The sequence below is a fragment of the Collimonas sp. genome (genome assembly GCF_039923675.1).
GTDB lineage: Bacteria > Pseudomonadota > Gammaproteobacteria > Burkholderiales > Burkholderiaceae_D > Collimonas.
On record NZ_JBDTCG010000010.1, the window covers coordinates 26483 to 40325 of the forward strand.

Annotated in this window: 9 protein-coding genes and 1 tRNA gene; all 10 read right to left on the reverse strand. The window is 57.2% G+C overall.

The window, feature by feature from the left end:
• Nucleotides 1-67: 67 nt before the first annotated feature.
• The 10 genes from ABI171_RS01725 to cysS all read right to left on the reverse strand — a co-directional run bounded on the left by ABI171_RS01725 (nucleotide 68) and on the right by cysS (nucleotide 13654).
• Entirely contained in the window at nucleotides 68-1636 is a 1569-nt protein-coding gene (locus ABI171_RS01725) for a sugar ABC transporter ATP-binding protein (protein WP_348090891.1), read from the reverse strand.
• Nucleotides 1637-1743: 107 nt separating this feature from the next.
• Entirely contained in the window at nucleotides 1744-2724 is a 981-nt protein-coding gene (locus tag ABI171_RS01730) for an ABC transporter substrate-binding protein (protein ID WP_348090892.1), read from the reverse strand.
• Between the two features lie 441 nt (nucleotides 2725-3165).
• Nucleotides 3166-4584, reverse strand: a complete 1419-nt coding sequence (locus ABI171_RS01735; protein ID WP_348090893.1) for an AcvB/VirJ family lysyl-phosphatidylglycerol hydrolase — start codon at nucleotides 4582-4584, stop codon at nucleotides 3166-3168.
• A complete protein-coding gene (gene mprF / locus ABI171_RS01740; protein ID WP_348090894.1) occupies nucleotides 4581-7193 on the reverse strand; it encodes a bifunctional lysylphosphatidylglycerol flippase/synthetase MprF in 2613 nt (870 codons plus the stop codon). The genes ABI171_RS01735 and mprF overlap by 4 nt, the downstream gene beginning before the upstream one ends.
• Nucleotides 7194-7396: 203 nt before the next feature.
• Nucleotides 7397-7490: transfer RNA gene (locus ABI171_RS01745), tRNA-Ser, on the reverse strand.
• A gap of 183 nt (nucleotides 7491-7673) precedes the next feature.
• Entirely contained in the window at nucleotides 7674-8924 is a 1251-nt protein-coding gene (locus tag ABI171_RS01750; protein WP_348090895.1) for an aspartate kinase, read from the reverse strand.
• A 133-nt stretch (nucleotides 8925-9057) separates the two neighbouring features.
• Entirely contained in the window at nucleotides 9058-10428 is a 1371-nt protein-coding gene (gene tilS / locus ABI171_RS01755; RefSeq protein ID WP_348090951.1) for a tRNA lysidine(34) synthetase TilS, read from the reverse strand.
• Between the two features lie 56 nt (nucleotides 10429-10484).
• Nucleotides 10485-11459 carry an acetyl-CoA carboxylase carboxyltransferase subunit alpha gene (locus ABI171_RS01760; protein WP_348090896.1) on the reverse strand — a complete coding sequence of 325 codons (975 nt, stop codon included), beginning with the start codon at nucleotides 11457-11459 and terminating at the stop codon, nucleotides 10485-10487.
• Nucleotides 11460-11556: 97 nt separating this feature from the next.
• The gene (locus ABI171_RS01765) at nucleotides 11557-12222 is read right to left on the reverse strand and encodes a DNA-3-methyladenine glycosylase (RefSeq protein ID WP_348090897.1); all 666 of its coding nucleotides are present in this window, start codon (nucleotides 12220-12222) and stop codon (nucleotides 11557-11559) included.
• Nucleotides 12223-12226: 4 nt separating this feature from the next.
• Entirely contained in the window at nucleotides 12227-13654 is a 1428-nt protein-coding gene (gene cysS, locus ABI171_RS01770; RefSeq protein WP_348090898.1) for a cysteine--tRNA ligase, read from the reverse strand.
• Nucleotides 13655-13843: the final 189 nt, after the last annotated feature.

Here is a 13843-nt window from a genome sequence, read left to right on the forward strand (position 1 = left end):
AACTGTCCAAAGGGTGCATAGCCTGCCGGCCCGGCTTCTTTGATGGCTTCAGGGTTCAATGGAATACTCACTCGCACTCTCCTGCGATCACCTGCAGCACCGAACCGTCGTCCAGCTCGCCGCGCCGGTATTCGCCGCAGGCTTTACGATCGCGCAGCACCAGCATGCGGTCGCTGACCCTTAATACTTCCGGAATTTCAGAAGAAATGAACAGGATCGCCATGCCCTTGCGGCACAAGGCAATCACGTGATCCATGATTTCCTGCTTGGCGCGGACATCGATGCCCCGTGTCGGCTCGTCCAGGATCAGCATTGCCGGATCGGTGGCCAGCCAGCGCGCCAGCAAGGCTTTTTGCTGGTTGCCGCCGGATAGCGAACTGATCGGCGTTTCGATATCCGGGGTCTTGATCCCCAGCCATTTGATGTAATCGTTGGCCAGCGCCTGTTGCCGTTTGCGCGGGATCACGCGCAGCAAGCCGGCGCGCGCCTGCAATGCCAGGATGATATTTTCCCTTACCGACAGCTCCAATATCGCGCCCTCCTTTTTCCGGTCCTCAGAACAAAAGCCGATGCCGGCGGCGATCGCATCGCGCGGCGAATGGAATTTCTCGACTTTTCCTTTCACCGTGATCGTACCGCTGTCGGCCTTGTCGGCGCCAAACAGCAGCCGTGCGGCTTCGGTGCGGCCCGAGCCAAGCAGACCGCACAGGCCGAACACTTCGCCGCCGCGCAGATCCAGGTCCAGCGGCGCCAGCACGCCGCTACGCCCCAATCCGCGCGCTTGCAGCACGCTTGGATGACTATCCTGGTTGTCGGCGGCGCTTGACTCAGCATAGCCACTAACGACAGCCGAATCCACGTGGGGCTGCGCTTGTACGCCAACCATCTTGTTCACCAGATCAAATCGGCTGAGCTCCGATGCCAGATATTCGCCTTCGCGCACGCCATTGCGCAATACCGTGATGCGGTCGGAAATTTCGTAGGTCTGCTCCAGGAAATGCGTGACGAACAGGATCGCCATTCCCTGTCCGCGCAGTTTGCGCAAGACATCGAACAGCAGCTTGACTTCGACGTCGTCGAGACTGGAGGTGGGCTCATCGAGAATCAGCACCTTGGCGGAAATGCACAGCGCCCGCGAAATCGCTACCATTTGCTGGATCGCCAAGGGATACCTGGACAGCGGCGCAGCGACGTCGATCCTGATTTGCAGGTCGTCCAGCAAGCGTTGCGCTTGCAACTGCATGCTCTTCCAGTCGATCGATCCGTATTTTTTCGGATAGCGGCCGATAAAGATATTCTCCGCCACCGACAGATTGGGGCAAAGATTGACTTCCTGATACACCGTGCTGATACCGAGATTTTGCGCTTCCAGGGTCGATGCCGGCTGTACCTGCCGGCCATGTAAAAATATCTCGCCGTGGTCGGGTTGGTATACCCCGGTCAATACCTTGATGAGCGTCGACTTGCCTGCGCCATTCTGGCCCATCAGCGTGTGCACCTCGCCAGGGTAAAGCCGTAGAGCGACATCGCTGAGCGCCTTGACGCCGCCAAATGTTTTAGAAACGCCGCTGAGTTCCAAAGTCGGGGCGACGCCGTCTGACGCCCAGCCGGCAGCGTCTGTTACCGTTTTATTCATGCGCTTGCGATCCCAGGTTTCTCATGCAAGATGGCGGCATTTACCGACGCACCATCCAGACAAATACGGCGGCGCAAAAAAACTCGCGCCGCCGCCCGCATCCACTATCAGTATTTGCGGTTCGGGAATTCCTTGGCGGCGACTTCAGCCGGGAATACGCTTTCTTCCGTGGTGATGCGCTTAGGCACCGTCTCGCCGGCGACAACCTGCTTGGCCACTTTCATCAATTGCGGTCCGAGCAACGGGCTGCACTCAACCGTCACATTCATCTTGCCTGCCATCATTGCTTCAAATGCACCTTTGACGCCATCCACCGAAATCACCAGGATATCCTTGCCCGGTTTCAGGCCGGCTTCTTCGATTGCCTGGATCGCGCCGATCGCCATGTCGTCGTTATGCGCGTACAGCACATTGATTTTCTTGCCGTCGGTCTTGAGGAAGGCTTCCATTACTTCCTTGCCTTTGGCGCGGGTGAAATCGCCGGACTGCGAGCGGACGATCTTCAGGTTCGGATTGGCAGCGATGATTTCGGCGAAACCGGTCTTGCGATCGATCGCCGGCGCGGAACCGACGGTGCCTTGCAACTCGACGATATTGATATCGCCGGCCGGCATGGTCTTGGCGCGCTCTAGCAACCAGCGTCCGGCGCGGCGGCCTTCTTCAACAAAATCGGAACCGATGAATGTCACGTACAGCGACTTGTCCTTGGCGTCGACCGCACGGTCGGTCAGGATGACCGGGATTTTGGCGGCTTTCGCTTCGCCCAGCACCGTGTCCCAGCCCGATTCGACTACCGGCGAAAAGGCGATGACATCGACTTTTTGCGCAATGAACGAACGGATTGCCTTCACCTGGTTTTCTTGTTTTTGCTGAGCATCGGCGAATTTCAATGTCACGCCGGCCTGCTTTGCCGCATCCTTGATCGAGGCGGTGTTCGCGGTGCGCCATTCGCTTTCAGCGCCAACCTGTGAAAATCCCAGGACCAGGGGCTTGTCGGCATAAGCGCTGGCAGCAATTCCGAATCCCAATCCCAGGCTCAAACTCAAATTCAGGGCCGCGCTCAGTACCGTTCTGCGTGTCATTTTCATACTTGTCTCCGTTAATTTATCGGCATTTTTTGTGCGGCGCAGTTCGCTGTTCTGAAGCGCGCAGCCCGGCCATCCCTGCCTTATTTTTTTAATCATATAAAGGGTTTTTCAGGAGATGGCGCGCACCATACTAGGACGGAAACGAAAGGCTCGCCAATGATTTTTTTTGCCTGACAGATACTTTTTTGAGTATCGGTTTGCCGGAAATACGGGTTAATCGTTGAAGATAAAGCGTTTTTAGGTATAACGCGCAGCCAATCAAACACACTGCCGCCGCTTGCGAAGTGCGGGATAAAAAAAAGCCCGCTAACTTTCGTTGCGGGCTTGAATCCAAACCTTATGAGGTGTTGGAGGAGACAGACCCACTATATCGCACTGCAGCATATGCGTCTGCTTGATTGTAGTGATACCTGATATTCACCATACAAATATTAACGGTAACTATTTGCGCGCTGCATCAAGGATCATGCCGGCCAGTCGCTCGTAATTACCGTCAAAATGATGGCCGCCGGTAAGCTTCAGCAATTTCACCCGGCCCGCATCTAAAACCGGGCAGGAAGTGTCTGTCTCCTCACTGCCGTAGATACACATCGCGAGGCCGGCCGGCAGCCTGGCGACTTCCGGCGGAATCGGCAAGCCGTCGTTGCTGGAACTGACCCAGTTGGTCATATGAAATTGAAAATCGGCTTTTTTACCGAGCCCCATCATCGCCACCAGAGGCACCGACGACAGCGTCGCCTGAGACAAGCGGTTGACGACAAACGGCAAGACATCCGCGCCTTGTGAATAGCCGGCCAGTATCACCTTGGTTTTCTTCCAGCGCGCCATATAGAATTGCGCCAGACGCTCGACATCCTTGGCGGTCGACGCCGGCGTGCGGGCGCTCCAGAAATAGCGCAGGGAGTCGATGCCGACCACCGGCACGCCGTATTTGGAGAACGCCGCCGCGACGTCGCGATCGATGCCTGCCCAGCCGCCATCGCCGCTGATCAGGATGACCATGGTATCGGCATTGCGCGCCGGCCCAGGCTGTGCAATTGCGGCGACTTCAACAATCGGCAGATCGGATACAGCTGCCGGCGGCGCTTGCACCGTCAGCGGCTGCCTGGCGATAAGGCTGGCGTAGGCCGTGGTCAGCGCCGCGAGTTGATTTTTATCTGCGACGCTGGCGTTAATCAATCCGGCGCCGGCAACGCTAGCGACAAATGCCTGGGTAACGGCCGCGCTGCACAGTCCCCTATTCGGCGCCTGCGCATTCTGCAGCACGCGCCATGCGGCCGGCAACCTGGCGACCGGCAGCAAATCAACGCCGGCGCCTTTGGCGCGTGCCTTGAAGTGAACATTCTCACCTTTGCAGAGTGGCTTGCGTAACGCCAGGGTCGGGCAAAATCCCAGCGATACGGCACCGCCGAAGGTTTCCGCCGGCGCTTGCGCCAGCATGGCGTAAGCCAAGGTGGCGCCGGAACCTTCGCCGACCAGCAACGGCGGGAAATAGCCGGGCACCTTCTCATAGGCTTGCACGAAACGGCTCAAATTTTCCAGGTCGCCATCGGGAAATGCGCAATCGCCGCCATCGGCATCGAGGCTGGCAAATAACTGCGGAGTACTGATTCCCGCCACCAGGGCGCCCTGCGCCGCGAGCGCCTTGGCCTTATCGGCGGCGTTCTGGTTCCAGCCGGTGTCGCCGGATAACAGCAGGACGACGCCGTTGACTGCGCCGCTTGGCTTGTAGATCTCGATAGTCTTGAAACGGCCATGGCTCAATTGCTGATGAGATGCTTCGGCACGCGCGCCGTTAGCGCCCAATAGCGTGACGCTCAGCGTCAAGGCCGTCGCGCATCGCCGCAGTTTCCAGTTCATTTGCTGACAGCTCCCTTTAGGCCGCCGCTGATCAGCGCCGCTGTATCGGTAAATGTGAAAATCGGCGCCAGGCCGCCCTTGCTTACCAGGTAGCGCGCCTCCCACACCGGGTCGAACTTGTCCTTGAAATTGCGCAGGCCGCGGAAATTATAAAAACGGCCACCGTGCATGAACAAGATGCGGCCGAAACGCTGCCAGCGCGAACCCAGCTGATGATCTTTCATGCCCGACATCGGCGCCATGCCCAGGCCGAAACGCTGGAAGCCCTGCTCCTTGAAATGCAACATCAATTTGGAGAACAGGAAATCCATGGTGCCTGGCGGCGCGTCCGGCAGTTGCCGCATCAGGTCGATGGCGGCTTCGACCCGCAGCACATCCGGACACATGAGGCTGGCGAAGGCGATGATTTTCTGTTCGCGGCGGATCACGGCGACCGGCTGGCGCAAGATGTAGGCTTCGTCAAAGCCGCCAAGGGAAAAACCTTTTTCGCGCGTATCCTGATCGGCCAGCCAGGCATCCGAGACGATCTTCAGCGCGGCCATCAGAGGCGGCAGTTGTTCCGGCGCGAGCATCTCGAAGCTCAAGCCTTCCCGCTCGGCACGGTTGACGCCATGCCGCAGATTGGCGCGGCGCGGTCCTTGCAGGCTGAACTGATCCAGCGGCACATAAGCTTCTTCGCCCAGCTTATAGACGCGCAAACCGGCATCCAGATACAGCGGCAAGGACTGCGGCCGCACCTTATAGAATGCCGCCCTGCCGCCGTAGCCATCCGCCAGTTCGATAAAGCGCCAGATCAGCTCCGACCATTCCTGTTGCTCGCCGACCGGATCGGACAGCGCTACCCAGGAGCGATTATGCTTGGCGAACATGATGAAACTATTACCCGACGCCGAAAACAGCAGGCTTTTATCCCCCATCAACGCCAGGCAGGCATCGGCTGACGGCTGTTTGCGCAAGACCTCGGCGGCACGCTGTAACTCCTCTTCGCCGGGACGCTCGGCGACGCCGGTGGAACGGCGAAACAGCTGCCACAAGCCGAGACCCAGCGCGATGATCGCGACCACCATCAGGGTTCGCATCGAGCGCGGCGCGTAATCGTCAAAAGCGAATTGCCACCACATGCGGTCGGCAAAATCGATGTCGCGATAAGCAAACAGCAGGATCCAGCCGCAAGCGGCCAGCACGCAAGCCACTGCAATCAACCAGCCGGGTTCGAAGGTTTGCGAAAACAACGACGAGCGGCGGTCGAATTGTTTGCGCGAAATCACCAGCAGCGAAGCCAGCAGGAACAGCACGATAAACTCGTTGACTGCAATCCCCTTCGGCAGCGCCAATATGCCGGCAATGATGGTCAGCACCAGCGATGCCCACCAAGCCGCATCAAGCCGGTGCAACAGGCCGCGCGCCAGGAACAGCATTGCCAGCCCGGCAACGCTGCCGATCAGGTGCGAGGCTTCCACCACAAACAAGGGCACGTGCAGTCTCAGCAATTCTTCGGCATGGCGGGTGGCCGGCGTCACACCGGATACCAGCAGCATGGTGCCGGTAACCAGGGTCAGCGCGGTCAGCAACCACGGCGACAGGCGCACTGCCGCACGCGCCACAGGTGCGCCGGCGCCGGCGCGCATTTCTATCGCGGCCAGCAGAATCGTCGCCAGCAGCAACGGCAGCAGGAAATAGATGCTGCGGTATAGCAGCAGCGCCGCTGCGATATCGCTGGTCGGCGCATGGTTGGCGCAAGCCAGCAAGATCACCGCTTCGAACACACCGACGCCACCCGGGACATGGCTGATCACGCCAAGCGCCATGGCGATGGCATAAAAGGCGACGAAGGTCGGCAAATCGATGACACCGCTCGGCAGCAAGAACCATAATGTGGCTGCCGCCGCACTCAAATCGACGGCGGAAATCAGCAACTGGCGCAACGCCAGCCCCGTTTCCGGCAAGCGCAGGTTCCAGCGCCCGAACAACAGCACCTTGCGGCGCAGTTTGCAGAGGGTGATGAAACCCGCAACGCCCAACAGAAGCAAGGTCGCCAGGCCACGCAGCAGCCAGCTCGGAATATGCGCCAAAGCCTCGATCTGCGGCGCCCCCCAAAGCAGGCCCAGAGCGCCGAAGGTACTCATGCCGAGGCCGAATGCGCTCGCATTAAAGGCAATTGCCTGCGCCACCTGCGAGGCTTCAACGCCGCTCGCGGTATACAGCCGCATGCGCACCGTGCCGCCGGTCAAGACCCCGAGGCCGACCGTATTGCCCAGCGCATAAGCGATAAACGAGGTCAGGCCGATGGTGGTCCGGCTCACCTTGGCGCCAACGTAGCGCAAACTGGACACATCGTAGCCGGCCAGCGACAGATAACTGACCGCCGTCGCCAGCACCGCCAGCAACAAATTGTTCAGCGGGGTGTGTCTGACGGCATGGACGATGCTGCGATAGTGGACATCGGCCAGCAATGCATGCAGGGATTTGAAAACCAGCGCGCCGAGAATCAGCACGAGCAGCACGGTCGCCCAGGAACGCCAGCCGAAACCGGTTTTTTGCGCCGCGACGGAAATCGTGCTTGCGGTGGATTTATCCGTATTTGATGATGGGGAAGAATGACTTGCCATGGAACCTTAATTTATCCGCCGGCCCTTAGCCAAAGGTTAGCGAAAACGACTTGACCAGCTGGTAAGAGCCAGTTTACGAAGCATGGTTCGCCAAGGCAAGTAATAAAACAACAAAGAAAAGCTCTCCAGAAACAAAAAAACCGCCCCGGCACAAGGCTGGGAGCGGCTTTTTGTACATTCTGGAATCATCCAGAACATGTTCTTGGAGGAGGCGGTGGGAGTCGAACCCACGATACAGGTTTAAGCCCATATGCTTCCTTAGCAGGGAAGTGCCTTCGACCACTCGGCCACGCCTCCAGACTTAAACGGCTTTTAGTAACGCCGCGTTAAGGACACGAATAATAACTTTTCATAGGGCATCGGTCAATAACGCTATGCCAAATTAACAGTTTTTTTTGAAAAAATTTCTAAAAACCTCTAAATACCTAGGACATGACCTAATCTCAAACCACTCGGCACGGTTTTAAGAGGCTCGGGCGATTAAGCGCTCTCCAGACCAAATGCCTTGTGCAGGGCGCGTACGGCCAATTCCATGTATTTTTCGTCGATCAGGACCGAGATCTTGATTTCAGAGGTCGAGATCATCTGGATGTTGATGCCCTCTTCCGACAAGGTGCGGAACATTTGCGATGCGATGCCGACATGGCTGCGCATGCCGACGCCGACCACCGACACCTTGGACACCTTGGCGTCGCCGGTGATGCTGGCTGCGCCGATATTGGCCTTGACCTTCTCGTTGAGGACATCCATCGCTTTGGCGTATTCACCGCGCGGCACGGTAAACGTGAAGTCGGTTTTGCCGTCGACCGACTGGTTCTGGATGATCATGTCGACTTCGATGTTGGCGTCGGCGACAGCACCGAGAATCTTGTACGCAATACCGGGATGGTCAGGTACGCCAAACACGGTAATCTTGGTCTCGTCGCGATTAAACGCGATGCCGGTAATGGTGGCTTGTTCCATCTTGGTATCTTCCTCAAACGAAATCAGGGTGCCGGAAATTGCTTCTTCTTCCAATGGCATTAATGGGTCGGTCAGCGACGACAGCACGCGGGTCGGCATCTTGTAGTTGCCCGCGAATTCGACTGAACGAATCTGCAGCACTTTCGAGCCCAGCGATGCCATCTCCAGCATTTCTTCGAACGTCACCGTATTCAGGCGGCGCGCATCGGATACCACCCGCGGGTCGGTAGTGTAGACGCCGTCGACGTCGGTGTAGATCAGGCACTCGGCAGCCTTCAGCGCCGCGGCAACCGCCACCGCCGACGTATCCGAACCGCCGCGTCCCAGCGTGGTGATATTACCGGCTTCATCGACGCCCTGGAAACCGGTGATGATCACGACTTTGCCTGCATCCAGATCCTGTCGCACCTTGGTGTCGTCAATCGACCGGATACGCGCCTTGGAATGGGCCGAATCGGTCTTGATCGCGACTTGCCAGCCGGCGTAGGACACCGCCTGCTTGCCGATGGCTTGCAGCGCCATGGCCAGCAAAGCGACCGAAGCCTGTTCGCCGGTGGAGGCCAGCATGTCAAGTTCACGCGGATCGGGCTGGGCGCTAATTTCCTTTGCCAGGCCCAGGAGGCGGTTGGTTTCACCGGACATCGCGGAGGGCACCACGACGATTTGGTGGCCGGCGTCATGCCATTTGGCGACGCGCTTGGCGACATTCTTGATGCGCTCGGTCGAGCCCATCGAAGTGCCGCCGTATTTGTGAACGATTAATGCCATAGGGATTTTTTGGTGGGTGCTAGAAGCGGACGTAGTGCAAAAAATAAAAAATCAACCCTTTAATGTACCCGCAACTGCCCATTATGACAAGTGCATGACCGGCAAGAAACCCAGATAACGCCTATGCGCCGAATCAAATATATTGACTCAAGGGCAATATATCCGATTCCCAGCGCAAACCGATGTGCGGACCGGGCTCAGTTGCCAGTACATGACAGTCGAAGCCGATGCCGGAGGCAAACACGATTTGCTTGCCGCTCCGCACCAGGGGCAACTGTTCGCGCTCCCAGGGCGGCACGTCGAAGGCCTGGTAATGATATTTCAAGGCCTTGGTGGGCCGGTTGAACGCCAGCTTGAGCTTTTCGCCGCCGGCGCGATATTGAATTTGCAAGGCCTGTCCACGCAGCCAGTCGGCGGCTAGGCCCTGCTCCGCCGGCTCGAAATACATGACGCCGCCGAATTCAGGGAAAGCAATTGCAGTTTCACCGTTCCAGCGAAAATCCTGCGGCTCGATTTCAGAGCGGTCGACATCGTCGCGCGGCGTCAGGAATACACGGTTGCGATGACGCCGGATATGGCAGTCGGGATGGGTCACGCACAATTGGGCGTCGGCTTTCGCCTCCAGCAATTGCTGGCGCATTTCACTCAGCCAGGCGCTGGAAGGCATCCGCAGATGATGCAGGCCGAACCAGTAGCGCAGCAGATTATCGATGCGTTCCGGATTCAGCTGGCGCAGACGGCCCATATCCAGGCAGGCGCCATCGGCGCAAAGCGCCATGTCTTGCGCTGCCAGCCCGACCAGCAATTTTTGCGTGGTCTGCATGTGGCCGGCACTGCGCGAGAAGCGCTCCTGAAAACCTGGAAAATATTGCGCCAGCACTGGCATCACCTGTTGCCGCAAGGCGTTGCGGGCATAGCGCGGATCGTGATTCGATTCGTCTTCGACATACGCCAACTGTTGAGCAGCCGCATACTCTTCCATGGCGGCGCGCGATACCTTCAGCAGCGGGCGCACCATCAGCAAGGTGGCGTCGCCAAGCAAGGTCGGCGCAGTATTCCAGCTATCCATGCCGGACAAACCGGCCGCACCGGAGCCGCGCAACAATTGCAGCAATACGGTTTCAGCTTGGTCGTCCAGATGATGGGCGGTCAACAGCAGCGGGACTTGATGCTGGCGGCACAAAGCGCCCAGCGCCGCGTAACGGCTGATGCGGGCGGCTTCTTCCACGCCGCTTTTATCGCTGTTGCTTAACGCAATCCGCTGCGTATGGAATTCGATATCCAGCCGTGCGCAAGCCTCGGCGCAATGGGCTTGCCATTGATCCGCATTGGGACTGATGCCGTGATGGATATGCAAGGCCACCAGCTTGACGCCATGCGCAACAGCGTAACGTACGGCCGCATGCAGCAGGACGCTGGAATCCAGGCCACCGCTATAGGCGATCGCCAATCTTGCAGGAACTTGCGAACCACTGGCAGGCAACGTAACCGCTAGCGCCGCCAGGGTATTTTCTAAGTACGCGTAGATACTTGGTGCATGGAGATTATTCGACACGACAATTATTCAGCAGCCAGCACTTCCTTGAATTTACCGTAGCTCATCAGTTTTTCATGGCGGGCATTCAGCAAATCCTTGGTCTTGACGCCCTGGAACTGGCGCAAGGTATCAGCCAGCGCGCGCTTCAGCAACGACGCCATCTGTTTCGGATCGCGATGGGCGCCACCCAGCGGTTCGCTAACGATCTTATCGATCAGGCCCATCGCTTTCAGGCGATGCGCGGTCAAGCCCAGCGCATCGGCGGCATCAGATGCGCGCTCGGCGGTTTTCCACAAAATCGACGCACAGCCTTCCGGAGAAATCACCGAATAGGTCGCGTATTGCAGCATCAGGACCGCATCGCCGACCGCAATCGCCAGCGCGCCGCCGGAGCCGCCTTCGCCGATGATGGTGGCGATCAGCGGCACTTTCAGTTCCGCCATGGCGTACAGGTTGTGGCCGATAGCTTCCGACTGGCCGCGCTCTTCCGCATCGATGCCGGGGAATGCGCCCGGGGTATCGACAAAGGTGAAAATCGGCAGGCCGAATTTTTCCGCGACTTTCATCAGACGCAAAGCCTTGCGATAACCTTCCGGTTTCGGCATGCCGAAGTTGCGCAATGCGCGCTCCTTGGTGTCGCGCCCCTTCTGGTGGCCGATCACCATGCAAGCCTGGCCGTTGAAACGGGCAAGGCCGCCGACGATGGACTGGTCATCGGCATAGGTACGGTCGCCGTGCAGCTCATGAAAATCGGTGAACATTTCATTCACGTAGTCCATGGTGTATGGACGTTGCGGATGACGCGAAATCTGCGATACCTGCCAAGGCGTCAGTTTTGCGTAGATATCCTTGGTCAGTTGCTGGCTCTTTTTCGACAGGCGATCGATTTCCTCCGAAATATCGACGGCCGAATCATCCTGGACGAAACGCAGCTCTTCGATTTTGGCATCCAGCTCGGCGATCGGCTGTTCAAAGCCCAGAAATGTTGTTTTACTCATATTATTCCTTTATTAAAGCATCACTGCCGACTCACTACCAGCTAACTCGTGGATAAATTATAGCTTAGCCATAACTCGTCTTTTTATCAGTTGCCGGCTAGTCAACAATGCCATGATGTTCTGTAGTTACCGGATCCAGACTACGCCAAAGATACCATGTCGCCACGGTACGCCAAGGCTCCCAGTTTGCCGATACCTCACGCGCATCGCTGCGCGAAACCGGCTCGCCTGAAAAATAATTGACACTAATGCCTTTAAGTAACCCCGGGTCGTCCAAGGGCAAAATATTGGGCCGGAGCAAATTAAATATCAAAAACATCTCCGCTGTCCAGCGTCCGATGCCACGGATTTGCGTCAGATCGGCGATGACGTCTTCATCTTCCATCTCTTGCCACTGCTCGGCATCGACCCGTTTTGCCTTGAAATGATCGGCAAGATCCAGAATATAGTCTGCTTTACGTTTGGACAAACCGCAAGCCGCGAGCTGCTCCGGGCCGGCTTTCAATACCTGGGCCGGCGTGGTCTTGGGACAGACCAGCAGGAATTTCTGCCATACCGACTCTGCCGCCTTCACCGTAATCTGCTGGCCGACCACGGAACGCGCCAGCGTGGTAAACGCTTCGCCGCGCCCGACCAGGTGCAGATCGCCAAATTGCGGAATCAATTTACGCATGATACGGTCACGCTTCATCAACTCGGCTTTGGCGTCTTCCCAATACGAAGGCACAAAAAAACTGGAGTCGACAGCTATCGTTTTTTGCATAGGTTTACGCCCTTCGCCATTCGGTTTGACCGCCGGGCTTATCTTCCAGCAAGACGCCATCGGCCAGCAAATCCTTGCGGATCTGGTCTGCCGTAGAAAAATCCTTGGCTATTTTTGCTGCTTGACGAGCTTGAATTTTGAGTAGGATATCTTGCTCCGACAACGCTGCTTGCGCAACGCCATTTCCGTCAATTTCACTACCCGCGATTAAATTGCCGCGGCCTTTCAAAAAATCTTCCGGCGTGCGCTGCAACAAGCCGAGCGTGCCTGCCAGATGCTGCAACTGACGTGCGGCGGCGGCAGATTTGTTTTTATTCACTTCATTGGCCAGGTCGAACAAAGCGGAAATGGCCATTGGCGTGTTGAAATCATCATTCATGGCGGCAGCCAGCCGCTGCGCGTGGGCGTCATCCCAATCCAACGATGCAGCATCTGCCGGCACTTCTTTCAAAGCCGTGTACAGACGAGTCAAGCCTTGCTTGGCGTCGTCCAGATTGGTATCGGCATAATTCAGAGGACTGCGGTAATGTGCACGCAGGATGAAAAAGCGCACCACTTCGGCATCATATTTTTTCAGGACGTCGCGAATCGTGAAGAAATTTCCCAGCGACTTGGACATTTTTTCATTGTCGATGCGGACAAAGCCGTTGTGCATCCAGTAATTGACGAACTGATGGCCATGCGCGCCTTCCGACTGCGCGATCTCATTTTCATGATGTGGAAACTGCAAATCCTGGCCGCCGCCGTGAATATCAAACTGCTCGCCCAGCAATTGCTCCGCCATGGCAGAGCATTCTATGTGCCAGCCCGGCCGCCCTTGCCCCCAGCGTGAAGTCCACTTGACTTCCTCCGGCTCGCTGGCCTTGGCTGCTTTCCACAAAACGAAATCAAGCGGATCGCGCTTGCCGACGTTAATATCAACCCGTTCGCCTGCCCGCAGGTCGTCAAGCGACTTGCCGGATAACTTGCCATAGCCGGCAAAATCGCGCACCGAATAATTGACATCGCCATCGCTGCCTTGATAAGCCAGGCCCTTGTGCTCGAGCTTTTCGATCAGGGCCAGCATCTGCGGCACAAATGCGGTCGCGCGCGGTTCATGGTCCGGTTTTTGTACACCGAGCGCTGCCGCATCTTCATCCATCGCTTGGATAAAACGACCGGTAAGCTGGGAAATGGTCTCGCCGTTTTCCACCGCGCGTTTGATGATCTTGTCATCGATATCGGTGATGTTGCGCACATAAGTGACGTCAAAGCCCGATTGCCGCAGCCAGCGCTGCACCATGTCGAACACCACCATGACGCGGCCGTGACCAAGATGGCAATAGTCGTACACCGTCATGCCGCATACATACATGCGGACTTTGCCCGGTTCAATCGGAGAAAACGGCTGCTTCTCACGCGCCAGCGTGTTATATATTTTCAGGTCGCTCATGGGAAGATACGGCAAGGGGTACAAAAATAAAGTACAAAATTAAAGCACAGAAATATTGCACGCCGTTCCACGCATCCACGCACTTTCAGTACGCGACGCCAATACAACAAGGCTGTCAAAACTCTTTTGCAGTGTTTAGTTTGATAAAATGTTGCTTTTCGCCGCAGTATATCATTACTGAAAAGCGAA

What these genes read in the sequence shown, in the direction of transcription:
- ABI171_RS01725 (WP_348090891.1), bottom strand. Translation starts at nt 1,636, where the DNA reads ATGAATAAAACGGTAACAGACGCTGCCGGCTGGGCGTCAGACGGCGTC.
- ABI171_RS01730 (WP_348090892.1), bottom strand. Translation starts at nt 2,724, where the DNA reads ATGAAAATGACACGCAGAACGGTACTGAGCGCGGCCCTGAATTTGAGT.
- ABI171_RS01735 (WP_348090893.1), bottom strand. Translation starts at nt 4,584, where the DNA reads ATGAACTGGAAACTGCGGCGATGCGCGACGGCCTTGACGCTGAGCGTC.
- mprF (WP_348090894.1), bottom strand. Translation starts at nt 7,193, where the DNA reads ATGGCAAGTCATTCTTCCCCATCATCAAATACGGATAAATCCACCGCA.
- ABI171_RS01750 (WP_348090895.1), bottom strand. Translation starts at nt 8,924, where the DNA reads ATGGCATTAATCGTTCACAAATACGGCGGCACTTCGATGGGCTCGACC.
- ABI171_RS01760 (WP_348090896.1), bottom strand. Translation starts at nt 11,459, where the DNA reads ATGAGTAAAACAACATTTCTGGGCTTTGAACAGCCGATCGCCGAGCTG.
- ABI171_RS01765 (WP_348090897.1), bottom strand. Translation starts at nt 12,222, where the DNA reads ATGCAAAAAACGATAGCTGTCGACTCCAGTTTTTTTGTGCCTTCGTAT.
- cysS (WP_348090898.1), bottom strand. Translation starts at nt 13,654, where the DNA reads ATGAGCGACCTGAAAATATATAACACGCTGGCGCGTGAGAAGCAGCCG.